Source organism: Plantactinospora siamensis (assembly GCF_042434095.1).
Classification (GTDB): Bacteria; Actinomycetota; Actinomycetes; order Mycobacteriales; family Micromonosporaceae; genus KBS50.
Genome location: NZ_JBHLUE010000016.1, coordinates 340818 through 364542, shown reverse-complemented (window position 1 = coordinate 364542; position 23725 = coordinate 340818). Strand labels below are relative to the sequence as shown.

16 protein-coding genes and 1 pseudogene are annotated in these 23725 nt (G+C 75.5%); 10 read left to right on the top strand and 7 right to left on the bottom strand.

The features are described from left to right. Positions 1-168: 168 nt before the first annotated feature. From imuA' to ACFFHU_RS19045, 4 genes are all read left to right on the top strand, one after another. Positions 169-1035, top strand: a complete 867-nt coding sequence (gene imuA', locus ACFFHU_RS19060) for a DnaE2-dependent mutagenesis accessory factor ImuA' (RefSeq protein WP_377340748.1) — start codon at positions 169-171, stop codon at positions 1033-1035. Further along, the gene (locus ACFFHU_RS19055) at positions 1032-1232 is read left to right on the top strand and encodes a hypothetical protein (protein ID WP_377340746.1); all 201 of its coding nucleotides are present in this window, start codon (positions 1032-1034) and stop codon (positions 1230-1232) included. Before imuA' ends, ACFFHU_RS19055 begins: the two co-directional genes overlap by 4 nt. Continuing rightward, positions 1229-2794, top strand: coding sequence for a DNA polymerase Y family protein (locus ACFFHU_RS19050; protein ID WP_377340744.1), 1566 nt, complete (start codon positions 1229-1231; stop codon positions 2792-2794). Before ACFFHU_RS19055 ends, ACFFHU_RS19050 begins: the two co-directional genes overlap by 4 nt. 177 nt (positions 2795-2971) lie before the next feature. After that, positions 2972-6553, top strand: a complete 3582-nt coding sequence (locus tag ACFFHU_RS19045) for an error-prone DNA polymerase (protein ID WP_377340741.1) — start codon at positions 2972-2974, stop codon at positions 6551-6553. Between the two features lie 34 nt (positions 6554-6587). On the opposite strand, the gene ACFFHU_RS19040 is transcribed toward ACFFHU_RS19045, so the two are convergent. Continuing rightward, entirely contained in the window at positions 6588-7313 is a 726-nt protein-coding gene (locus ACFFHU_RS19040) for a sulfite exporter TauE/SafE family protein (RefSeq protein WP_377340739.1), read from the bottom strand. Positions 7314-7625: 312 nt separating this feature from the next. Here ACFFHU_RS19040 and ACFFHU_RS19035 point away from each other — a divergent pair, with 312 nt between their 5' ends. The 4 genes and pseudogenes from ACFFHU_RS19035 to ACFFHU_RS19020 all read left to right on the top strand — a co-directional run bounded on the left by ACFFHU_RS19035 (position 7626) and on the right by ACFFHU_RS19020 (position 11512). After that, on the top strand, positions 7626-8387 hold the full coding sequence (locus tag ACFFHU_RS19035; RefSeq protein ID WP_377340736.1) for a methyltransferase domain-containing protein: 762 nt from the start codon (positions 7626-7628) through the stop codon (positions 8385-8387). Further along, positions 8384-9532, top strand: coding sequence for an alkaline phosphatase family protein (locus tag ACFFHU_RS19030; RefSeq protein ID WP_377340733.1), 1149 nt, complete (start codon positions 8384-8386; stop codon positions 9530-9532). Before ACFFHU_RS19035 ends, ACFFHU_RS19030 begins: the two co-directional genes overlap by 4 nt. A gap of 214 nt (positions 9533-9746) precedes the next feature. Further along, positions 9747-11049, top strand: a pseudogene (locus tag ACFFHU_RS19025) (DNA polymerase IV). 79 nt (positions 11050-11128) lie between these two features. Then, positions 11129-11512 (top strand): SCO2097 family morphological protein, encoded by a 384-nt coding sequence (locus ACFFHU_RS19020; RefSeq protein WP_377340732.1) that lies wholly within the window; start codon positions 11129-11131, stop codon positions 11510-11512. 210 nt (positions 11513-11722) lie between these two features. Here the strand turns inward: ACFFHU_RS19020 and ACFFHU_RS19015 are convergent, their stop codons facing one another. The 3 genes from ACFFHU_RS19015 to ACFFHU_RS19005 are packed head-to-tail and all read right to left on the bottom strand — an operon-like array spanning position 11723 to position 16532. Continuing rightward, on the bottom strand, positions 11723-14176 hold the full coding sequence (locus ACFFHU_RS19015) for a transglutaminase TgpA family protein (RefSeq protein WP_377340731.1): 2454 nt from the start codon (positions 14174-14176) through the stop codon (positions 11723-11725). Further along, on the bottom strand, positions 14173-15471 hold the full coding sequence (locus ACFFHU_RS19010) for a DUF58 domain-containing protein (RefSeq protein WP_377341218.1): 1299 nt from the start codon (positions 15469-15471) through the stop codon (positions 14173-14175). The genes ACFFHU_RS19015 and ACFFHU_RS19010 overlap by 4 nt, the downstream gene beginning before the upstream one ends. A gap of 2 nt (positions 15472-15473) precedes the next feature. Further along, positions 15474-16532 (bottom strand): AAA family ATPase, encoded by a 1059-nt coding sequence (locus ACFFHU_RS19005; RefSeq protein WP_377340730.1) that lies wholly within the window; start codon positions 16530-16532, stop codon positions 15474-15476. A 431-nt stretch (positions 16533-16963) separates the two neighbouring features. Here ACFFHU_RS19005 and leuS point away from each other — a divergent pair, with 431 nt between their 5' ends. Then, positions 16964-19804, top strand: a complete 2841-nt coding sequence (leuS, locus tag ACFFHU_RS19000) for a leucine--tRNA ligase (RefSeq protein ID WP_377340728.1) — start codon at positions 16964-16966, stop codon at positions 19802-19804. 72 nt (positions 19805-19876) lie between these two features. Here leuS and ACFFHU_RS18995 read toward each other — a convergent pair whose 3' ends face one another. From ACFFHU_RS18995 to ACFFHU_RS18985, 3 genes are all read right to left on the bottom strand, one after another. Further along, positions 19877-20626 carry a TVP38/TMEM64 family protein gene (locus ACFFHU_RS18995; protein WP_377340726.1) on the bottom strand — a complete coding sequence of 250 codons (750 nt, stop codon included), beginning with the start codon at positions 20624-20626 and terminating at the stop codon, positions 19877-19879. A 212-nt stretch (positions 20627-20838) separates the two neighbouring features. Continuing rightward, on the bottom strand, positions 20839-21561 hold the full coding sequence (locus ACFFHU_RS18990) for a type 1 glutamine amidotransferase (RefSeq protein ID WP_377340724.1): 723 nt from the start codon (positions 21559-21561) through the stop codon (positions 20839-20841). Continuing rightward, positions 21551-22792: a MurT ligase domain-containing protein gene (locus tag ACFFHU_RS18985; protein ID WP_377341217.1), complete on the bottom strand. Its 1242-nt coding sequence runs from the start codon at positions 22790-22792 to the stop codon at positions 21551-21553. The genes ACFFHU_RS18990 and ACFFHU_RS18985 overlap by 11 nt, the downstream gene beginning before the upstream one ends. A 402-nt stretch (positions 22793-23194) precedes the next feature. Here ACFFHU_RS18985 and mraZ point away from each other — a divergent pair, with 402 nt between their 5' ends. Then, positions 23195-23626 carry a division/cell wall cluster transcriptional repressor MraZ gene (gene mraZ / locus ACFFHU_RS18980; protein ID WP_095566175.1) on the top strand — a complete coding sequence of 144 codons (432 nt, stop codon included), beginning with the start codon at positions 23195-23197 and terminating at the stop codon, positions 23624-23626. Positions 23627-23725: the final 99 nt, after the last annotated feature.

Sequence of the window (23725 nt, the reverse complement as noted above, 5' to 3'; positions counted from 1 at the left end):
CCCGCGGCGGCACGGGCCACACCGCGGCGCCGGCGCCGCGGCCGTCGCGGCGCCGGGACAGGACGCCGGGACAGGACGCCGGGACAGGACGCCGGGACAGGACGCCGGACGACCAGGGCGGCGGACGACCAGGGCGCGATGGGAACACAAAACGGGGGGAGCGAAGCCATGGCGGGCCGGATGGTGGTCGGTTCCGCCGCACTGGCCGGGTTGGTCCGGCCGGCGAGCGAACCGGCGCCGGGCGGGCACCGGGTGTTGCCGGTGCTGCCGGAGCTGACCGGGCTGCTGCCGGGCCGCGGGCTGCGCCGGGGCAGCACGGTGGCCGTGACCGGCCGGCCGGTCCCCGGCGGCGCCCCGCTCGGGCGGCCGGCCGGGGGTGGTGTGGAGTCCGCGCTGCCGGCCGGCGGCGGGATGTCGCTGCTGCTCTCGCTGCTGGCCCAGGCATCCCGGAACGGCTCCTGGTGTGCCGTGGTGGGGCTGCCCACGCTCGGCGTGGTGGCGGCCGCCGACCTCGGCATCGCGCTCGACCGGCTCGCGCTGGTGCCCGACCCCGGTCCGGAGTGGGCCACCGTGGTGGCCGCCCTGATCGACGGGGTGGACGTGGTGGTGGCCGCGGTGCCGGCGTCGGTCAGCGCGTCGGTCACCGGGCGGCTGGCCGCCCGGGCCCGGCAGCGCGGCAGCGTGCTGGTTCCGTTCGGCCGGTGGGACGGCGCCGATCTCACCCTCCAGGTGCTGCGCGGCGCCTGGGAGGGCCTGGGCCAGGGACGCGGCCGGCTGCGCCGGCGCGAGGTGACGATCCGGGCCCGCGGGCGGGGGGCCGCCGCCCGGCCCAAGGAGATCACCGTCTGGATGCCCGGCGACGGGTCGACCGCCACCATCCGGCGGCCGGCGGGCGCGCCGCCGGCCAGGCCGGGCACCGCGCCGCCCGATCCGGCCGTGACTCCGACGCCGCCCCCGACGCCGGGTCCGGCGGACGCGCCGCCGGCTCGGTCCCGGCGGCCGGCCCCGGTCACGCTGGTGAGCGCGGCGTCGTGACCGCACCCGACGAGCGGGACGCGTCCCGGCCGGGCTTTCCCACGGCCGCCGACTGGGTCACGATGGCCGCCTGCGCGGAGCCGGGCGGTCGCTGGCCGGTCTGGTCCTGGGCGTGTCGGCCGGCGCCGGCCGACGCCGATGCCCCGGACGGGGCGGGTCCGCCCGACCATGAAGCGGCGCCCGGGGATCCGGCATGACCGTCCGGACGCTGCTGCTCTGGTGCCCCGACTGGCCGGTCATCGCCCTGGAGATCGTCGAGGGGACCCCGGCCGCCGGCCCGGTGGCCGTGCTGCACGCCAACCGCGTGATCGCCTGCTCCCCGGCGGCCCGGGCCGAGGGGATCCGTCGGGGGCTGCGCAAGCGCGAGGCGCAGAGCCGGTGCGCGGCGCTGGTGACGGCCGACTACGACCCCGGCCGGGACACCCGGGCGTTCGAACCGGTGATCGCCGCCGTCGAGGAGGTGGTGGCCGGGGTGGAGGCGATCCGGCCCGGCGCCTGCGCGGTGGCCGCCCGCGGCCCGGCCCGATATTTCGGCGGCGAGGAGCCGGCGGCCGAGCGGATCGTCGAACACGTGGCCCAGACCTGCGCCGTGGAGAGCCAGATCGGCATCGCCGACGGGGTCTTCGCGGCCGGGCTGGCCGCCCGGTCCGGCCGGGTCGTCCCGCCCGGCGGGACGGCGCGGTTCCTGGCCGGCCTGCCCGTCGAGGCGATCAACCGGCCGGCCCTCACCGACCTGCTGCGCCGGCTCGGCATCCGTACCCTCGGCGACTTCGCGGCGCTGCCGCCGGGGGACGTGCTGGCCCGGTTCGGGTTCGACGCGGCGCTGGCGCACCGGCTGTCCGCGGGGCAGGACCATCGCCCCCTCGCCGTCCGCCGCCCACCGCCGGACCTGGTGGTGACCGAGACGTACGACGAACCGTTGGACCGGGTCGACGCGGCTGCCTTCGCCGCCCGGTCGCTCGCCGAGCGGCTGCACGAGATGCTCACCCGGTACGGCCTGGCCTGCACCCGGCTGGGCATCGAGGCGGTCACCGAGCACGGCCAGGAACTGCACCGGACCTGGCGGCACGACGGCCTACTGACCGCCGGGGCGATCGCCGACCGGGTCCGCTGGCAGCTCGACGGCTGGCTGTCCGGCACCAACCGGCGGCCCGGCGCCGGCGGCCCGCTCCCGGCCGCGCGCCCCACCTCGGGGATCATCCGGCTGCGGCTGATCCCGGACGGGGTGCTGGCGCACCTCGGCCAGCAGCCGGGACTGTGGGGCGAGGCGGGTGAGGAGCGCGATCGGGCGCACCGGGCGCTGCACCGGGTGCAGGGCATCCTCGGCCCCGAGGCGGTGGTCACCGCCGTACTCGGCGGCGGCCGGTCCCCGGCGGACCGGGCCAACCTGGTGCCCTGGGGCGACGAGCGGGTGCCGGCCCGGCCCGCCGGGCAGCCGTGGCCGGGCCGGCTGCCGCCACCCGCGCCGGCCGTGGTGCTGCCCGCCCCGCTGGACGCCGCCGTGCTGGACGGGACGGGCGAGCCGGTGGGGGTGAGTGCCCGGCTACGGCTGACCGCCGCGCCGGACCGGCTCGTCGTGGGCACGGCCGCGCCCGTGTCGATCACCGGGTGGGCCGGGCCGTGGCCGGTCGACGAGCGGTGGTGGGCCCCGGCCGAGGCCAGCCGCCGGGCCCGCTTCCAGGTCAGCCTGGCCGACGGGACCGCGCTGCTGCTCTCGCTGGCCGGCGGCCGGTGGCTGGTGGAGGCCATCTATGACTAGGGCGCGTGTCAAAGCCCCTGGCCGGCCTGCGGCGGGCCCAGACGACGCCCGGCGGCGTTGTCGGTCCGTCCGGATACAACACCGGTATCCGGACGAACCTCCGCCTTGCCGGACGCCGCCTGGACTCCGCCTCGGCTCGACCGAGGACTTTGACACGCGCCCTAGGGACCGTGGCTGATGGGCTTCCACAACCCGGACATGCCCTGGTCGGAGCTGGAACGACTGCTTTCCGGCCGCGGCACCGGCGCGGCGGGATCCGGCGCGGCCGGCCCTGAAACGGCGGGATCCGGCGCGGCCGGCCCTGACACGGCGGGATCCGGCACGGCCGGCGCCGACACGGCGGGATCCGGCGCGGTCGGCCCCGACGGGCCGACGGGCGCCTGGTTCGGGAGCAACCGGGGCCGGCGCCACCTGCGGGTGGTGGACCCGCTGGCGGTGGACGGCGACGGCGGCGACTCGCCGGCCTGGAGCCGGAAGCGGGACGCGTACGCCGCCCCCGGCGGGCTGGCCACGCCGGATGACGCGGTGCCGTACGCGGAGCTGCACGCGCACAGCAACTTCAGCTTCCTGGACGGCGCCAGCCATCCCGAGGAGCTGGCCGAGGAGGCCGCGGCCCTCGGGTTGACGGCGCTCGCGGTCACCGACCACGACGGGTTCTACGGCGTGGTCCGGTTCGCCGAGGCGGCCCGGGCGCTGCGCCTGCCCACCATCTTCGGCGCCGAGCTGTCGTTGGGGCTGCCCGGGCCGCAGAACGGCGAACCCGATCCGCTCGGCCAGCACCTGCTGGTGCTGGCCCACGGCCCGGACGGGTACGCCCGGCTGGCCCGGACCATCGCCCGGGCCCAGCTGCGCGGCGGGGAGAAGGGCCGGCCGATCTACGGCGACCTGGAGGAGGTGGCCGCCGAGCTGCGCGACCACGTGCTGGTGCTCACCGGCTGCCGCAAGGGGCACGTGCCGGCCGCGCTGCTCACCGAGGGCGTCGAGGCCGCCGCCTGGGAGCTGGACCGGCTCACCGCGCTGTTCGGCGCCGAGACGGTGGCGGTGGAGCTGACCGATCACGGCGACCCGGCCGACGGCGACCGCAACGACGCGTTGGCCGCGCTGGCCGCGGCCGCCGGGCTGCCCACGGTGGCCACCACCAACGCGCACTACGCCAACCCGGCCCGGCGCCGGCTGGCCAGCGCGCTCGCGGCGGTCCGGGCCCGGCGCAGCCTCGACGAGATGGACGGCTGGCTGCCGGCCGCGGCCACCGCGCACCTGCGCGGCGGCGCCGAGATGGCCGAGCGGTTCGCCGCATATCCCGGCGCGGTGGCCCGGGCCGCCGAGTTCGGCGCCGAGCTCGCCTTCGACCTCCAGCTCGTCGCCCCGCAGCTGCCCGCGTACGACGTGCCGCCGGGGCACACCGAGATGAGCTGGCTGCGCCGGCTGACCATGGACGGCGCGCTGGAACGGTACGGCCCGCCGGCGGCGCACCCGAGGGCGTACGAGCAGCTCGAGCACGAGCTGCGGATGATCGAGGAGCTGGGCTTCCCCGGCTACTTCCTGGTGGTCTACGACATCGTCACGTTCTGCCGGCGCAGCGACATCTACTGCCAGGGCCGGGGCTCGGCGGCCAACTCGGCGGTCTGCTACGCGCTCCGGATCACCAATGTGGACGCCGTCCGGCACGGTCTGCTGTTCGAACGGTTCCTCGCGCCGGAGCGGGACGGGCCGCCGGACATCGACGTCGACATCGAGTCCGACCGCCGGGAGGAGGTCATCCAGCACCTCTATGCCCGGTACGGCCGGGAGCACACGGCCCAGGTGGCGAACGTGATCTCCTACCGGCCCCGGTCCGCGGTCCGGGACATCGCCAAGGCGTTCGGCTTCTCGCCCGGCCAGCAGGACGCCTGGAGCAAGCAGATCGACCGCTGGGGCTCGGTGGCGACCGTCGATGTCGAGGAGATCCCCGAGCAGGTGGTGGCGTACGCGAACGAGCTGGCCGGCGGCACGGCGGGCGGCGCCGGTTTTCCCCGGCACCTGGGCATCCACTCCGGCGGGATGGTCATCTGCGACCGGCCGGTGATCGAGGTGTGCCCGGTGGAGTGGGGCCGGATGCCCGGCCGCTCGGTGCTGCAGTGGGACAAGGACGACTGCGCCAGCGCCGGGCTGGTCAAATTCGACCTGCTCGGCCTCGGCATGCTCTCCGCGCTGCACTACGCGTACGACATGATCGGTGACACCCTCGACCTGGGCGACATGACCCTGGACGACCCCGAGGTCTACGACATGCTCTGCCGGGCGGACTCGGTGGGGGTGTTCCAGGTGGAGAGCCGGGCCCAGATGGCCACGCTGCCCCGGTTGAAGCCCCGGGAGTTCTACGACCTGGTGGTGGAGGTGGCGCTGATCCGCCCCGGCCCGATCCAGGGCGGTTCGGTGCACCCGTACATCCGGCGCAAGAACGGTCAGGAGCCGGTGGCGTACCCGCACCCGCTGATGCGCAACGCGCTGGAGAAGACGCTCGGCGTGCCGCTGTTCCAGGAGCAGCTCATGCAGCTGGCCATCGACCTGGCCGGCTTCGACGCGGCCGAGGCCGACCAGCTGCGCCGGGCCATGGGCGCGAAGCGCTCGACCGAGCGGATGGCCCGGATCCGCGACCGCCTGTACGCCGGGATGGCCGAGCGGGGCATCACCGGCGAGGTGGCCGACGACGTCTACGTCAAGCTGTCCGCGTTCGCCAGCTACGGCTTCCCGGAGAGCCACGCGATGAGCTTCGCCTACCTCGTCTACGCGAGCGCCTGGCTGAAGCGGTACCACCCGGCCGCCTTCCTGGCCGCGCTGCTCAACGCCCAGCCGATGGGCTTCTACTCGCCGCAGAGCCTGGTCGACGACGCCCGCCGGCACGGGGTGGAGGTGCGCCGACCGGACATCAACGCCAGCGCCGCGGGCGCGGTGCTGGAGTCCACCCCGGACACCCGGTGGGGCGGCGTCCCGGTCGACCCGCCGCACCGGTGGGGGCTGGGCGGCCCGGCCGTCCGGCTCGGGCTGTCCGCCGTGCGTACCCTCGGCGAGGACCTGGCCGGACGGATCGCCGCGGAGCGGACGGCGCACGGCCCGTACCGTGACCTGCCGGACCTGGCCCGCCGGGTGGGCGCGACGGCGGCCCAGCTGGAGGCGCTGGCCACCGCCGACGCGTTCGCCGGGTTCGGGCTCACCCGCCGGGAGGCGCTGTGGGCGGCCGGCGCGGCCGCCCGGGAGGGAGCGGGCCGGGACCGCGCGGGCCGGCTGTCGGGCGGCGCCGACGGCATCCGGACGCCGGCGCTGCCCGGCACGGCCGGCGGCACCCGGGCGCCGGCGCTGCCCGGCATGGACGAGGTGGACCGGCTGCGGGCCGACGTGTGGGCCACCGGGCTCTCCCCGGAGAGCCACCCGGCCCAGTTCGTCCGGGGGCGGCTCGACGAGCTCGGCGCGGTGCCGATCGCCCGGCTGGGCCGGATCGAGCCCGGCCGGCGGGTCCGGGTGGGCGGCATCGTGACCCACCGGCAACGGCCGGCCACGGCCGGCGGAGTCACCTTCCTCAACCTGGAGGACGAGACCGGGATGCTCAATGTCACCTGCTCGCCGGGACTGTGGCAGCACTACCGCCGGGTCGCCCGGACCAGCGCGGCGCTCGTGGTGCGCGGCCGGTTGCAGCGGGCCGAGGGGGTCACGTCGCTGATCGCCGACCGGCTCGACCCGATCACCGCGCCGGTCAGCCCGCCGTCCCGCGACTTCCGCTGACCCTCGTCGGCTTCACGCCGCCGGCCGCGGCGGGTCAGCCGGTCGCGGCGCGCAGCAGGGTGGCGGCGGAGGTGGCCACCAGGCCGGCCAGGATGATCCGGCGGAACGCGGCCGGGTCCACCCGAGCGAAGATCCGGTTGCCCAGCCACCAGCCGAGCGCCACGGCCGGCAGCCCGGCCGCGGACAGCCGAAGCGTGGCCGCGTCGACCTGCCCGGCCACGACGAAGCCGGCCAGCCCGATCACCCCGCTGGCGGCGAAGGTGGCGGCCAGCGTCGCCCGGAAGGTCCGCGGGTCGTACCCCAGGGCCTGGAACGCCGCGACCAGCGGCGGACCGTTGACGCCGGTCGAGGTGGCCAGGACGCCGGAGACCATCCCCACCGCGCCGATCACGACCGGGCCGGTGCGGAACCGTACCCGCAGCCAGACCAGGACCGTGCAGCCCAGCACGACCAGCGCGATGAGCAGGGTCAGCAGCCGCTCCGGGGCGACCGTCAGCACCAGCAGCCCGGCCGGCATCCCGAGCACGGCGGCGGCGCTGAGCGGGAGCGCGGTGGACCAGCGGGCGTGCGCGCGTTCCCGGGTGGCCGCGGTGAGGGTGAGCCCGATGCCGGTCAGCGAGGTCACCACGACCGCCGTGCGCGGATCGGTGGCCATCGTGAGCAGCGGCACGGCGACCAGCGCGAAGCCGAACCCGCTGACCGCCTGGGCCAGCGCGGCGAGCAGCACGATGCCGAACGCGACGGGGAGCAGGAGGGCCATCACGGTCGAGCCTGGCCCACGACGGCCGGCCAGGGCAAACCACCGCCACGAGAGGCTGGCCACAGCCGGACCGCTCGCCGCGTGGTCGGGAACCGCCCGCTGCGTGGTCGGGGCCGCCCGCTGCGTGGTCGGGAGCCGCCCGCTGCGTGGTCGGGAGGCGCCTGCCGCGTGGTCGGGAGCGGCGGCGGCCGTGGGGTTGAGGGGTGGCCCCGGGAGTCGGGGCCGGGGCGGCCCGCCGCCCGATCGAGCGGCGGCGGCGGCCGCCGGGCCGGGCCGTCCCGGCACCGGGCGGTGTGCCCTAGGCTCGGCCGGGTGGAGCGAACACACCCGCGGCCCGGTCCGCCCGCGGCCCGACCCGGCACCGGCGCCCGGACGGCCGTGATCTGGGCGGTGCTGCGCCGGGAACTCGACCGGCAGGGCGATCGCGCCCTCGCGGTGCTCGACGTGGGCGGCGGCACGGGCGGGTTCGCCGTGCCGCTGGCCGAGGCCGGGCACCGGGTGACCGTGGTCGACGCCAGCCCCGACGCGCTGGCCGCGCTGACCCGCCGGGCCGCCGAGGCCGGCGTGGCCGACCGGGTACGTGCGGTGCAGGGCGACGGTGACGCGCTGGGCGGGCTGGTCGAGCCGGCCAGCGTCGACCTGGTGCTCTGCCACGCCGTACTCGAGGTGGTGGACGATCCCGCGCCGGTGGCTGCGGCGCTGGCCACGGCCCTGCGGCCGGGCGGCGCGGCCAGCGTGCTGGTGGCCGGCCGGGCGGCCGCCGTGCTGGCCCGGGCCACCGGCGGGCAGCTGGCCGCCGCCGCGGCGATCCTGTCCGATCCGGAGGGTCGCGCCGGCCCCCGGGACACCCTGCGCCGCCGGTACGACCCGGACGGCGCCACCGCGCTGCTGCACTCCGCCGGTCTGCTGGTGGAGGAGGTACACGGGGTGCGCGCGCTCACCGATCTGCTGCCATCCGCGGTGGCCGACGGGGACCAGCGGGCGGTGCTCGAGCTGGAGCTGGCGGTGGCCGCGCTCCCGCCGTACCGGGACATCGCCGCGCAGCTGCACCTCTTCGCCCGCCGTACCCCGTGACCGGACCGCTGGCGGTCCTCCCGCCCCGGTACGGCGCCGAGAGCCTGGCCGACGTGCTGCCCGGCGCGCTGGCCACGCTCGGCGTGCCCGGGGTGGCCGACCCGCTGGGCCTGGCCGGGCGGCTCGCCGGCGTCCGCCGGCTCGCGGTGCTGCTGGTGGACGGGCTCGGCTGGCACCAGCTTCCGCTGGCGACGCCGCACGCGCCCACCCTGGGCGAGCTGGCCCGGGACGGGCGGGAGCTGACCTGCGGTTTCCCCTCCACCACCCCGACCAGCCTGGTGAGCCTGGGCACCGGCGCCCCGCCCGGCGCGCACGGCGTGCTGGGGTTCCGGGTGGCCGTACCGGGCTCGGACCGGGTGCTCACCCACGTCGACTGGTGGGACGATCCGGATCCCGACGCCTGGCAGCCGTTGTCGACCTGCTGGCAGCGGGCGGCGGCGGCCGGGGTAGCGGTGACCGTGGTGAGCCGGCCCGAGTACGCCGGCTCCGGGCTGACCCGGGCGGCCAACGACGGCGGCCGGTACGTCGGGGTCGGCGACCCGGCCGCGCTGGCCGGCGAGATGCTGGCGGCGCTGCGGGCCGGGCCCGGGCCGGCGCTGGTGTACGGCTACCACCCGGACCTGGACCGCGCCGGACACCTGGACGGCGTCGACTCGGCGAGCTGGCGGGCGGCGGCCGCCGACCTGGACGCGGCGCTGGCCCGGCTGGTGGCCGGCCTGCCGGCCGACGCGGCGCTGCTGGTCACGGCCGACCACGGGCAGCTCAACGTGCCGACCGGGCACCGGATCGACCTGGACGCCGACGACCGGCTCCGGTCCGGCCTGCGGGCCATCGCCGGCGAGCCGCGGGTGCGCTATCTGTACGCCCGGCCGGGCGCGGCGCCCGACGTGCGCGCCACCTGGGCCGAGCTGCTCGGCGACGCGGCGTGGGTGCTCGACCGGGCCGAGGCGGTGGCGACCGGCTGGTTCGGGCCGGTCCCCGCCGCTCACCTGGACCGGATCGGCGACGTGGTGGCGGTCTGCCGGGACACCTACGCGGTGGTGGCCACCCGCAGCGTCAACCCGGTCGAGGCCCGCCTGGTGGCGTACCACGGCTCGATCACCGCGGCCGAGATGGCCATCCCCCTCCTCACCGCCCGCGGCTGAAAGCCGAGCCGCGGCCCGGCCCGTCGCCGCGCCGCGTGGCCCTGTCGCCGCGCGGCTCGGCCTCGTCGCCGCGGCTCGGCCTCGTCGCCGCGGCCCGGCCCGTCGCCGCGCGGCCCGCCGCCCTACCGGCGTCGCCGCGCGGCCCGGGGCCGTCGCCCGCCGCGCGGCGGCCCGGCCCGGCGGGGGTGTCGGACCGGGGGGCTAGCCTGCGCTCATGGGTCGCAGCCAGTCCGTCCGGCCGGGCGCCGGCGGCGCCGACCCGCGCTTCGGCCCAGACGACGACGCGGGCTGCCCGATCCTGCACGTGGACATGGACGCCTTCTTCGCCTCGGTCGAGGTCCGCCGGCGCCCGGAGCTGCGCGGCCGGCCCGTGGTGGTGGGCGGTCTCGGGCCGCGCGGCGTGGTGAGCTCCGCCAGCTACGAGGCCCGGACGTACGGCGTACGCAGCGCCATGCCGATGCTGCGGGCCCGGGCGCTCTGCCCCGGGGCGGTGTTCCTGCCGCCGGACTTCGACGCCTACTCGGCGGCCTCCCGGGCGGTCATGGAGATCTTCCGCGACGTCACGCCGCTGGTCGAGCCGCTCTCCCTGGACGAGGCGTTCCTCGACGTGGCGGGCGCCCGGCGGCTGCTGGGCCGGCCCGCGGCGATCGCCGCGGCCATCCGGGCCCGGGTCGTCGAGCGGGAGGGCCTGACCTGCTCGGTGGGGGTGGCCCCGACGAAGTTCGTGGCCAAGCTCGGTTCCACCTGGGCCAAGCCGGACGGTCTGCTCGTGGTGCCCGCCGACCGGGTGCTGGAGTTCCTGCACCCGTTGCCCGTCGACGCGCTGTGGGGGGTGGGGGAACGGGCCGCCGAGGCGCTGCGCCGGGCCGGATTGGCCCGGGTGGGCGACCTGGCGCAGGCCCGGCCGGGGCTGCTGCGCTCGGCCGTCGGCGAGGCCGCCGCGCACCATCTGCACGAACTGGCATGGGGCCGGGACCCGCGCCGGGTGAGCCCCGAGCAGGTGGAAAAGTCGATCGGCGCCGAGGTCACCTTCGACACCGACGTGGCCGATCCGGCCGAGATCCGCAGATCGCTGCTGGCCCTGGCCGACAAGGTCGGCGTGCGGCTGCGCCGGGCCGGCCAGGTCGGCCGCACCGTGTCGATCAAGGTACGGCTCGCCGACTTCCGCACGCTCAACCGGTCCCGCACCCACCCCGTGCCGACCGACGTGGCCCGGGAGGTGTTCGAGACCGCGTGGGCCCTGTTCACCGCGTTGGGTCCCGGTGACCGGATCCGGCTGATCGGGATCCGGATCGAGGGGCTGGCCTCGGCCGCCACCGCGTCGCGGCAGCCGGTCCTGGGCGCTCCCGAGCACGGCTGGCGGGAGGCGGAGGCCGCCGCAGACGCGGCGGCCGCCCGATTCGGGCGATCCGTGGTACGTCCGGCCAGCCTGTTGGACCCGGTTGATCCGCGTCCGCGCTGAAAATCAACGCGGACCATGCCTCGTCCCGCTTTCCGACCCGCGAGCCCCCTCGTAGACTGGCGGGTAGCAGCCGGCTGGCTGTCACGGTCTGTCGGTTGAGACCAGGCCGACCTGTGTGACCGGGGAGGAGTGCCGTGCCGCTCTCGGAGCACGAGCAGCGGCTGTTCGAGCAGATCGAGCGGTCGCTTGCCGAGGACCCCAAATTCGCCTCGGCCGTGCGTGCCAGCGATCCACGTTTCCGCGGGCGGCGCCGGCTGCTCGTCGCCGCCTTCCTGGTGCTCGCCGGCCTCGCGGTGGTGGTCTACGGCGCCGTGATCAAGGTGACGCCGCTGGCCGTCGCGGGCTTCGTGGTGATGCTCGCCGCCGCGGCGTACGCGCTGCAGTCCCATCGCCGCGCCCAGTCGCCCGATCTGCACGTGGTTGGCGGCACCACGACCCGGCGGACCCGCGGCCGGCGGATGTCCATGCTCGACCGGCTGGAGGACAGGTGGCGGCAGCGGCCCGAGGGTCATCGCTGACGACCCGCCTGTGATCGACCGTCCGTGACCGCACGGCCGGTCGCGGCCCTTTCGCCCTCACCCCACCCCCGCCCGGCCTCGCGATCTTGCACTTTTGGCCCCGACAAAAGCGGACAGGCTTCGCAATCCGAGGGCCCAAAGTGCAAGATCGCGGCGGTGGCCCACGCGCGGGTGGGGGCGGCCGGGTGGGGGGGTGGGTCCGGGTCCGGGTCAGCGGGCCACGCGTTGGCCGATGAGCCGGCGCGGACTCCAGCGCCGGAGGCCGGCGTTGGCGCGGTCCGCCGAGTTCACCATCCGGGCGTAACCCTCGATCGTGGCCGTCCGCCAGCGCAGCAGCACCGACGGCGGCAGGAGCACCGCGGTCATCCGGGTCCGCCGGGACGCCCCGGCGGCCAGCCCGCGGCGTACCGAACGCAGCGCCGGGCCGAGCGGCCCCTCCCGGCTGGGGTCGGGGGCGTACCGGGCCAGCTCCTCGGCCCGACCCAGCAGCCGGGCCGCGTCGGCCGCCGGCCCGGACAGGTCGTCGCTGGCCAGGCGTTCGGCCGTCAGCCGGGGGGTCTCGGCGGGGTTCACCGGCACCCGGAAGTCGACCATGGTGTCCAGCAGCTCGTCCCAGACGGCGTGCGCGTCCGCGCGGGCCCGCCCGGAGCCGCCGTCGGTGACAACCTGGATGACGCCGGGCTCCTCGACCCGCGGGGCGGGCACCACCGGCCCGGTGGCGAGCCGGTGGGTCCGGCGCCGCCGCAGCATCAACCGGCGTACAGCGGGCAGCGCGATCAGCAGCACCAGCAGCGCCACGGCCGGCAGGATCCACCACGGCTGGCCCGGCTGCGCGGCCTGGGTCTCCGGCACCGCCCCGGGCAGCGCGTCGGCCGGGTCGGTGTCCGGCCGGTTCGAACCCGGTCCGGTGGCCGCGCCGGGCCGGTCGGCCGAGTCGGTGCCGGCCGACGGCGCGGGCGCGTCCGGGGTGTCGGTGTCCGGGGCCCAGGCCGACCGGACCGATCCGGGCACCGAGGCGGCCGGGGTGGCGTCGAACGGCACCCAACCGATGCCGGTGAAGTAGACCTCGGTCCAGGCGTGCAGGTTTTTGTTGGTCAGCACGTACGAGTTGCCGCCCGTGCTGGTGCCGTTGGTGAAGCCGAACGCCACCCGGGCCGGGACGCCGGCCGAGCGCACCATCCAGGCCAGCGCGGCGGCGTACTGCTGGCAGAAGCCCTGCTTGTTGGTCAGGAAGTCCACGATGTCGCTGCCGCTGGTGCCGCCCTTGGTGGACAGGGTGTAGCGGAACCCGTTCTCGGCGGAGAAGTAGTCGTAGAGGGCGCGTACCTTGGCGTAGTCCGACCCCTTGCCCGCGGTGAGCCGGCGGACCAGCGAGTCCACCCGCTCCTCCCGGGGCACGGTGGTAAACCGGCGCATCTGGTCGTCGCTGGCCAGGCTGGGCGCGCCCGTGAGCACCCCCCGGCTGTACGTCGAGCGGACGTACTGGAAGGTGTACTTCTTGCCGCGCGCCTGGCTGCGGTTGGAATAGATGACCTGCAGGCCCGGGTCGTACAGCCAGGACGAGTCGAGCCCGCTGACCCGGGTCGGATCGGTGTACGTGGGCAGCAGCGGCGGCATCGGGAAATCGGAGCTGATCTCCACGGTCGCCTCTTCGGTCTGCCGGGTCACCCCGGCCGTGCTGTCCTGGTCGACCTGCGCCAGCCCCCGGCCGACCGGGTTGCCCCGCGGCGAGCGGACCCGGAACCCGTCGGTGCGTACCTCGTCGGCCACCGCGAAGCGCAGGTAGAACGGCCGCTGCTCGCTGGTGGTGACCCGGGCCATCTCGCGGCTCTCGCTCTGGTTGAGCTGGCCGCTGAGGGCGGCGAACAGGTTCACCCGGCCGGCCGGCCCGCCGTTGCCGGAGCCGTTGCCCTCACCGGTCGGGTCGGTCTGGATCGAGCTGAGCAGGCCGGTGGTCATGCCCGGCACGGCGAGCGGCAGGAGCACGGCCAGCACCACCCCCACCGTGGCCAGCCGCCGGCCGGCGGCCGAGAGCGGCGACGGCTCCCACAGGTCGACGGTCCGGCCGTCGCCGGTGAACCGCCGGCCGAACCGGCGTACCCGGTCCACGTTGTCGGCCACCAGCAGCCACAGGAAGCCGATCGTGCCGACCACGAACGGCAGCGCCGGCACGCTGTCCGGCGAGACGGCGACCGGCACCGAGTAGATGGCCAGCATCGGCAGGCCGGCCAGGGCCGGCCGGCGCAGGCCGACGCTGAGCACGTCGACCACCACGGCCACGCCGGCCACGCCGAGCACGGTGATGAACAGCAGGGGGGTGGTGTCCGGCACCGGGATGCCGTACCCGCGCATGTCGGCGCCGGAGGACACGATCAGGTGACCGAAGTAGTCGAAGGTGCCGAGGGTGGGGATGACGGCCAGCCATTCCCGGCCGCTGGGGAACATCCAGGTGAGCACGAGCAGCAGGGCCAGCAGCATGGCGCCCACCTGACCCCACAGCGGCGCCCGCAGGTGCCGGGCCAGGGTCGCCGCGCCGTACCCGGCGGCCACCGCGAGGATCACCTGGATCAGCCAGGTCCACTGGTCGAAGATGGTGGACAGCGGCGCCGCCGCCAGCACCGTGGCGGCGGCCGCCACGAAGCCGAGGTACCGCGTACTCCTCATCGCATTCCTCCGGCCACCGTCTCGGCCATCGCCGCCCGCCGCGCGAAGCCCTGGGTGCGCCGGGCCACCTGCGGCCACAGCGCCGGCAGGGCCGCGCCGTGCTCCACTCCGATCACCTTCCAGCCGCCCTCCAGCAGCTTCAGCGCCGTCGCCTCGTGCGCCTGGTCGGCCTCGGCCCGGGCGGGCTCACCCAGGTTGACCCAGCTGGTGCTGTCGACCAGGAAGCCGATGCAGGCGGCGCCGCCGTCCCGCAGCCCGCGCAGCAGCTGCGCCTCGGCGGCAGTGGAGGTGCCCAGCACCGCGATCACCAGGCCGCCGCGGGTCCGCTGGCGGACCCGCTCGGCCAGCAGGCCCAGGTCGACCCGCTGCGTGACGCGGACCTCGGCCAGGTGGTCGAGCAGCAGGCCCTCGCCGCCCCCGTCCGCGGCGTCGAGGTCGACCTCCGGGCCGGTCACCAGCCGGATCTTGTAGCCGGCCCGGCGCAGGTGCACCGCGATGCTGGCCACGGCCGAGACGGCCCACTCGAAGCTCGCCGTGGGTCCCTCGCCGCGGTGCGCGGCGGCCCGGGTGTCCAGGACGACGGTGGCGCGGCTCTCCCACGGCTGCTCCTCGCGGCGCACCATCAGCTCGCCGGTGCGGGCCGTGGATTTCCAGTGCACCCGGCGCAGGTCGTCGCCGTACCGGTATTCCCGGGTGGCCGCGTCGTCCTCGCCGTGCACGGCCACCGATCGGGCCCGGCTGTCGCCGGTGCCGGCGTACTCGCCGGCCACCCGCACGTTCGGCAGGGGCACCACCCGCGGGATCACGGTGAGCCGGTCGGTGCTCGGGAAGGCGCGGCTCAGCTCGCACAGCCCGAACGGGTCGGTGAGCCGCACCGCCAGCGGGCCCACCTCGTACCGGCCGCGCACGTCGGCCCGCACCGTGTACGCCACCGAGCTGCCCTGGTGGGCGCCCAGCCGTTCCAGCACCACCCGCGGCCGGCTGCCGAGCGCGTACGGCAGCCGATCCTCCAGCAGCAGCGTCCCGGTGGGCAGCCGGGACAGGTTCTGCAGGTGCAGCACCACCCGGGAGGTGGCGCCGGCCTGCACCCGGTGCGGCTCCAGCGAGCGGGTGCAGGCCAGCCGGTACCGGCTGCGCCCGACATAGAAGACCGCCAGCAGCGGCAGCACGGCCAGCAGCACGGCCACCCGGAGCAGGTCCTTCTCGCCGAGGACGAGCGCGGACAGCGCCGCGGCGACGGCCGCCGCGAGGAACGACCGGCCCCGCGTGGTCAGCCCGCGCAGCGCCTCGCGCATCCTCACCGCCCCCGGCTGTACGGCGACCGGCCCGGCCCGTCGGGCGTGCCGCCCGGCTGGCCGTCGTAGGGCGCGCGCCGGCGCTCGGCCGGCACCGGGAGCCGCCGGACCAGGTCGGCCACCACCGCGTCGGTGGTCCGCCGGGCCAGCTGGGCGTCCGCGTTCGGGATGACCCGGTGGGCCAGCACCGGCACGGCCAGCGCCTGCAGGTCGTCCGGCAGCACGTAGTCGCGGCCGTCGAGGGCGGCCACCGCGCGGGCCGTGCGCAGCAGCTGCAGCGTCGCCCGGGGTGAGGCGCCGAGCCGCAGGTCGGGGGACTCCCGGGTGGCGGTCACCAGGTCGATGGCGTACTGCTGCACCGAGTCGGCCACGTGCACCTGCCGGACCGTGGCGATCAGCTGGCGCACGACGGCGGCGTCGGACACCGGCCGCAGCGCGCCCATCGGGTCGGCGCCGCCGTGCACGGCCAGCATGGCCAGCTCGGCGCCCGGGTCGGGATAGCCCATGGCGATCCGGGCGGTGAACCGGTCGCGCTGGGCCTCGGGGAGCGGGTACGTCCCCTCCATCTCGATCGGGTTCTGGGTGGCGATCACCATGAACGGCGTCTGCAGCTCGTACGTCACGCCGTCGACGGTGACCTGCCGCTCCTCCATGCACTCCAGCAGCGCCGACTGGGTCTTCGGGGAGGCCCGGTTGATCTCGTCGCCGACGACCAGGTTGGCGAACACGGCGCCCGGCTTGAACTCGAAGTCGTGCGTCTCCTGGTTGAAGACGCTGACCCCGGTGACGTCGCTGGGCAGCAGGTCCGGGGTGAACTGGATCCGGCGCACCGAGCAGTCGATGGACCGGGCCAACGCCTTGGCCAGCTTGGTCTTTCCCACCCCGGGCACGTCCTCGATCAAGAGGTGTCCCTCGGCGAGCAGCACGGCCAGCGCCAGCCGGACGATCGCCGTCTTGCCCTCGATGACCTGCTCGATGTTGGCCACGATGGCATCGCTCGCGGCGCGGAACTCGTCGCCGGGCAGGGCGCCCCCCAACTCGTCCCAGGTCTGCTGTCTCACCGGGGTTCCTCCTCGTCGCTGTGCCGCGGTGCTACAAAGACTGCCGAGACCGGCGGCAAGGTTGGCGGGAGATTGATTTCCGGTCCCGATGTCCGGTTACCCGCACGCTTCAGGCTAGCGCTATCCGCGCTCCGCGCCGACCTCCCGGGAACGATCGACCGCTCGGGTGACCCCACCGTGCATTCGCCGACGCGATCGGTGACTTTCCGCGACAGTGTGGGGTCCGGCGGCTCCCGCTGCGCCGCGGCCGGCGCAGGCGCTACACTGCGTCCATGCCCGGGGCCGACCTGCTCCTTAGCGAGCCGTGCTGACGCGTCAGACAGCGACAGCACGGCAACCCCTCCTTGTGAGGGGCTTTTTTGTGCCCGCGCGACGGTCCGCCGCCGCGACCCCACCCGTCCGGCCCCGCCGAGTTCGACCCGAGGTGAGCGATGACGTCCGCAGCCGAGCCGACCGCCGACATCCCGCCGTTCCGGTACACCGCGCAGCTGGCCGGTGAGCTGGAGCTGCGCTGGCAGGACCGGTGGCGGCGGGAGCAGACCTTCGCCGCGCCCAACCCGACCGGCCCGCTGGCCGATCCCGACCATCCGCGGGCCGGCGCCGAGAAGCTGTACGTGCTGGACATGTTCCCGTACCCGTCGGGCGCGGGCCTGCACGTGGGCCACCCGCTGGGCTACATCGGCACCGACTGCTTCGCCCGGTACCAGCGGATGACCGGCCGGAACGTCCTGCACACCATGGGCTTCGACGCGTTCGGCCTGCCGGCCGAGCAGTACGCGGTGCAGACCGGCACCCACCCGCGGACCACCACCGAGGCGAACATCGACCGGTACCGGGCCCAGCTGGCCCGGCTGGGCATGGGGTACGACCAGCGGCGCTCGGTGGCCACCATCGACACCGACTTCTACCGCTGGACCCAGTGGATCTTCCTGCGCATCTTCAACTCCTGGTACGACCGGTCCGCCGACCGGGCCCGCCCGATCGACGAGCTGGTCGCCGAGTTCGCCGCCGGCGCCCGGCCGACCCCGGACGGCCGGCCGTGGGGCGAGCTGTCGTCGGCCGAGCGGCGCCGGATCATCGACGACCACCGGCTGGCGTACGTCTCGCAGGCGCCGGTGAACTGGTGCCCGGGCCTGGGCACCGTGCTGGCCAACGAGGAGGTGACCGCCGACGGGCGGTCCGAGCGCGGCAACTTCCCGGTCTTCAAGCGCAACCTGAAGCAGTGGATGATGCGGATCACCGCGTACGGCGACCGGCTGCTGGCGGACCTGGACAAGCTGGACTGGCCCGAGCCGATCAAGCTGATGCAGCGGAACTGGATCGGCCGCTCGGTGGGCGCGCACATCGACTTCCCGACCGAGCTGGAGCCGGTGCGGGTCTTCACCACCCGGCCGGACACCATCTTCGGCGCCACCTATCTGGTGCTGGCCCCGGAGCACCGGCTGGTGGACCGGCTGGTGCGCTCGGCGTGGCCGGCGGGCACCCGGCCGGCCTGGACCGGCGGGCACGACTCGCCGGCCGAGGCCGTGGCGGCGTACCGCGCGGAGGCGGCCGCCAAGACCGACGTCGAGCGGCAGGTGGAGAACCGGGAGAAGACCGGGGTCTTCACCGGCGCGTACGCCACGAACCCGGTCACCGGCGACCGTATGCCGATCTTCGTGGCCGACTACGTGCTGGCCGGCTATGGCACCGGGGCCATCATGGCGGTGCCCGGGCAGGACGAGCGGGACTGGGACTTCGCCGAGGTGTTCGACCTGCCGATCGTGCGTACCGTGCAGCCGGCCGACGGCTTCGCGGGCAAGGCGTACACCGGGGAGGGCCCGGCCATCAACAGCGCCGCGCCCGACCGCGGCCTGGTGCTGGACGGCCTGGGTGTCACCGAGGCCAAGGCCCGGATCATCGACTGGCTGGAGGCCAACGGGCACGGCGAGCGGGCCGTCACCTACCGGCTGCGGGACTGGCTGTTCAGCCGGCAGCGGTACTGGGGCGAGCCGTTCCCGATCGTGTACGACGAGACGGGCCTGCCGATCGCGCTGCCCGAGTCGATGCTGCCGGTCGAGCTGCCGGAGGTGGACGACTTCGCCCCGCGCACCTTCGACCCCGCCGACGCCGACTCCGAGCCGGAGACCCCGCTGTCCCGGCGCAAGGACTGGGTGGAGGTGGAGCTGGACCTGGGCGACGGGCCGCGGTCCTACATCCGGGAGACCAACGTGATGCCGCAGTGGGCCGGCTCCTGCTGGTACGAGCTGCGCTACCTGGACCCCCACAACGCGCAGCGGTTCGTCGACCCGGTCAACGAGCGGTACTGGATGGGCCCGCGGGACGCCGACGACTGTGGCGGCACCGACCTGTACGTCGGCGGCGCCGAGCACGCCGTGCTGCACCTGCTGTACGCCCGGTTCTGGCACAAGGTGCTGTACGACCTGGGCGAGGTCTCCTCGTACGAGCCGTTCCGGCGGCTGTTCAACCAGGGCATGGTGCAGGCGTACGCGTACACCGACGAGCGCGGCTCCTACGTCGAGGCGGCCGAGGTGGCCGAGCGGGACGGCGGCTACTTCCTGGGCGACGCCCCGGTGCGTCGCGAGTACGGCAAGATGGGCAAGTCGCTGAAGAACGTGGTGACCCCCGACGAGATGTGCGCGGCGTACGGCGCCGACACGTTCCGGGTGTACGAGATGTCGATGGGCCCGCTGGAGCTGGCCCGCCCGTGGGAGACCCGGGCCGTGGTCGGCTCGCACCGGTTCCTGCAGCGGGTCTGGCGGGCCCTGGTCGACGAGCAAACCGGCGCGCTGCGGGTGACGGACGACCCGGCCGACGACGAGACCCGGCGGCTGCTGCACCGCACGATCGACGGGGTGCGCGGCGACATGGCCGGGATCCGGTTCAACACGGCGATCGCCAAGCTGATCGAGCTGACCAACGGGATCACCCGGTTGCCGGCCACGCCGCGCGAGGTGGCCGAGCCGCTGGTGCTGATGCTGGCCCCGTTCGCCCCGCACATCGCGGAGGAACTGTGGCAGCGGCTGGGGCACCCCGGGTCGCTGACCTACGCGGACTACCCGGTGGCCGATCCGGCGCTGCTGACGGTGGCCACGGTGACGTACCCGGTGCAGGTCAACGGCAAGGTCCGTGGCCGGGTCGAGGTGCCCGCCGACGCGCCCGAGGACGAGGTCCGGTCGGCCGCGCTGGCGGCGGTCGGCGGCTCGCTGGCCGGCAAGGAGCCACGCAAGGTCATCGTGGTGCCGGGCCGGATGGTCTCGGTCGTCGCCTGACCGGCCCGCCGGCCCACCCACCCAGCCCCGCCCCGGGGCGGGGTGGGCGGGGGATGTGCCGACGGGCCGTCGTCAGGGGGTGGTGGGGCGCTGGGGGCGGTTCGGGCGTTCGGCCCGCCACCAGCCGCGGGCGAGGGCGAGGCTGGCGAACAGCCCGAGGCTGGCCGGGGCCACGGCCAGCCAGTTGAAGTGGCCCGGGTTGGTCACGGCCGCGCCGAGGGCGGCGTACCCGAAGGCCGACGGCGCGCAGGCCAGCACGCTGCCCACCAGGTACGGCCCGAGCCGCACCCCGGTGGTGCCGTAGCCGTAGCTGACCAGGCCGAAGCCGCCCACCGGCAGCAGCCGTACGGTGATCACCCCGAGCACGCTCTGCCGGCTGAACCAGTCGTCCAGCCGGCCCAGCCGGCCGCGCAGCCGCTCGGCGATGAAGTCCCGGCCCAGCGTGCGGCCGACCCCGAAGCCGATGGCCGCCGCGAGCAGGGCGGCCGCGAGGGTGTAGCCGGCGCCCTGCAACGGGCCGAAGAGGGCGCCCCAGGCCACCGTGATGAGGGTGCGCGGCACCAGCACCGCCATGAGCACGGCGCCGAGAACGACCGCCGCGACCGGGGCGGCCGGGCCCAGCCGGTGTGCCAGCCGGGGCGCCGCGGCCAGATCGGGATGGGGCATCAGCAGCAGGCCCAGCGCGCAGAGCCCGAGCACCACCAGCAGGGCCAGGAAGCGGCGACCGGCCCGATGATCCACCAGCGTCCGGGCGGCGGCCACCCCGGCCGCCGCCAACCGGCGCCCGCGCCCGGCCGACCCCGCCGGGCCGGGCGTGTTCACCGCGGTGTCCGCTCGGCCCGGTGCCGCGGTGTCCGTCGCGTGTGCGGTGTCGGCCGGGTGTGCGGTGTCCGTCGCGTGTGCGGTGTCGATCGCGTGTGCGGTGCCGGCCGGGTCTGCCGGCTGCCCGGCGTCCGCCGCGTCGGCTGCCCGGTCCGCGGCGTCGACCGGACCCGCGGTGCCCGCCGGGTCCCGGTTGGGTTCTCGGGCCGAGGTCACTGCCGAGCGGCGGCGGCCACCGCGGCGGCCCGTTCCGAGCGCAGCCGGTCGGACCAGGAGTCGTCCAGCGGCGGCAGTTCCCGGGCGCCGACGGCCCAGCGCAGCAGCAGGTCGGCCAGCGCCGGGTTGCGGGCCAGGGCGGGGCCGTGCGAGTACGTCCCGAGCAGCTTGCCGTGCCACGCGCCCTCGCTGGCGCCGTCGTTGCCGACCCCGGTGCTGACCCGGGCCAGCGGGAAGACGCCGGAGCCGAGGTGGGTGCGGCCGCCGTGGTTCTCGAAGCCGCTCAGCGGCGGCAGCCCGAGCCGCGGGTCGATCGGGCCGGCCAGCTCGCCGACGGCCCGCGAGGGCCCCCGGTCGGAGCTGAGGTCCAGCAGGTCGAGGCCGGCGCACCGGGCGCCCTTGGCGTAGAAGGACGAGCCGAGCAGCTGGTAACCCGCGCAGACGGCGAACACCACCGAGCCCTGGGCCACCGCCCGGTGCAGGCCGCCGTCGCCGAGCAGCCGCTGCGCGGCGAGCGCCTGCGGCCCGTCCTCGCCGCCGCCGATCAGGTAGATGTCGGCCGAACTGGGCACCGGCTGGTCGGATCGCACTTCGTACATCTCCACCGGCAGGCCGCGTCGCTGGGCCCGGTGGGCCAGGATGAGCATGTTGCCCCGGTCGCCGTACGTGGACAGCAGGTCGGGATAGATCCAGACGATGCGCAGGCTCTCAGTTGACACGGTCCAACTCCGCTCGGATGTCCTGGAACGCCGTGTAGTTGGCGATCACCTCGAGTCGACCGGGCGGCACCGCGGCGACGGCCTCGCGGAAGGTGCGGACGTGCTGGAACGGCACCCGGTTGACGTCCAGCCGGACGGCCAGGTCATAGGCCCGGTCGCCGGTGATCAGCACCTGCCGTCCGCGCAGCGGCGCGAAGTCCACGTCGAACAGCCAGGAGGTGTCCAGCCCGTCCGGGTCGCGGGCGTTGATGGACAGCAGGGTCGGCGCCTCGTCGGCCATGTCGAACGCCTCCAGCCAGCTGGCCGGGTTCTTCGCCAGCAGCAGCCGGATGTTCCGGCCGTCCCGCACCACCTGGGCATACCGGCCGGCCACCGAGGTCACCGTGCCGAGCCGGGAGACCGCGTCGGTGGGGCGTACGCCGAACTCGGCCGCCACGGCCAGCGCGGTGGCCGCGTTGCCGATGTTGACCTTGCCGGGCAGCTGGAGCTGCACCTTGTGCCAGGCCCCGGTGGGGTCGAGGACGCCCTCGTCCTCCACCACCCACTGCGGCCGGGGGCGGCGCAGCGGGCAGCCCGCGCACCACCAGTCCTCGCCGGACCGCTCGATCGCGGACCCACACTCGGGGCACACCCACGAGTCGTCGTGCCAGCGCTGGCCGGCGCTGAACCAGGTCACCACCCGTTCCGCCCGGAGCGGACCGGCCGGCGGCGTGGCCGCCCACACCACCATCGGATCGTCGGCGTTGGCCACCACCCGGATGGCCGGGTAGCGGATCAGGGTGGCCCGCCAGAGCTGGGCCATCATGGCCACCTCCTTCGCCCGGTCGAGCTGGTCCCGGGAGAGGTTCAGCAGCGCGATGGCGTGCGGCTCGGTGGCCTCGATCACCTGCGGCAGGTAGTGCTCGTCCACCTCGAGCACGGCGAACGGCGTGCGGCCGGCCTTGGCCAGCGCGGACGTGTGGCCGGTCGGCATGTTGGCGCCGAACGAGTTGGTGGCCACCGGCCCCAGCACCCCGAGCGCGGCCGCGGTCAGCCGGGTGGTGGTGGTCTTGCCGTTGGTGCCCGAGACCAGGGCGATGGACCGCCCGTTGGCGAGGTGGGCAAGCAGCTCTGGATCGATCTTGAGGCCGATCCAGCCGCCGATCACCGACCCGTCGCCCTTCCCGGCGGCGCGGGACAGCGCCGCGGCGGTCCGCGACACCGAACTGGCGACCTTGGCCCGCAGGGGCATCTTCCCGTCCGTCACGGAGGCGAGATTACCGGAGGCCCCTGGTGGCCGGCCCGGCGGCGGCGGGGCTCCACTTTCCTCCACCCCCTTCATACGAACGGCCGATAGACCCGGACCACCGTCCTTTATTTGCCCCTTTATCCGGCCAACCTGACCGGTGATCCGGGTGGTGGAGCGGATGTCAGATAGCGGACGGGAGCGCGACATGCCGATCCCCTCCACCTCTCTCCACCCCGGTTGACCTGGGCATTTCTCCGGCGAGTGGGCCGCGCGACGGGGCGGAATCGGTTGCGAGTGGAGGGAAGTGGAGTACAGTGGAGCGCGATGGTGGCCCGGGGATCGGGACCACCGGCCCGGGGGTGAGCGGCGCCGCGAACGCCGCTGAAGGGCAAGGGGGTTGGGCCGATGTTTCTCGGCACCCACACTCCGCGCCTGGACGACAAGGGTCGGCTGATCCTCCCGGCCAAGTTCCGGGACGAGCTGGCGGGAGGTGTCGTGATCACGAAGGGCCAGGAACGCTGCCTGTACGTCTTCCCGATGCTCGAGTTCCAGCGGATCGCCGGGCAGCTGCGCGAGCAGCCCATGACGCACAAGGCGGCCCGGGCGTACAGCCGGGTCTTCTTCGCCAGCGCTCACGACGAGGTGCCGGACAAGCAGGGGCGGGTCACCATCCCGGTTCACCTGCGGGAGTACGCGGCGCTGACCCGGGAGCTCGTGGTGATCGGGGCCAGCAGCCGGGTGGAGATCTGGGACCGGCAGGCCTGGGAGACATACCTCGCCGAGAGCGAAGACGACTTCGCGGACATCGAGCAGGGGGTGTTGCCGGGCGGACTGTAGGGCCGAGCAGCCCGACGTACTGCGAGATCTCCACCCGCTCGTGCTCCTGGCGCCTCTTCCCCGGTGCCAGGCGCGCGACCCGGACGCACCGCACGGCGC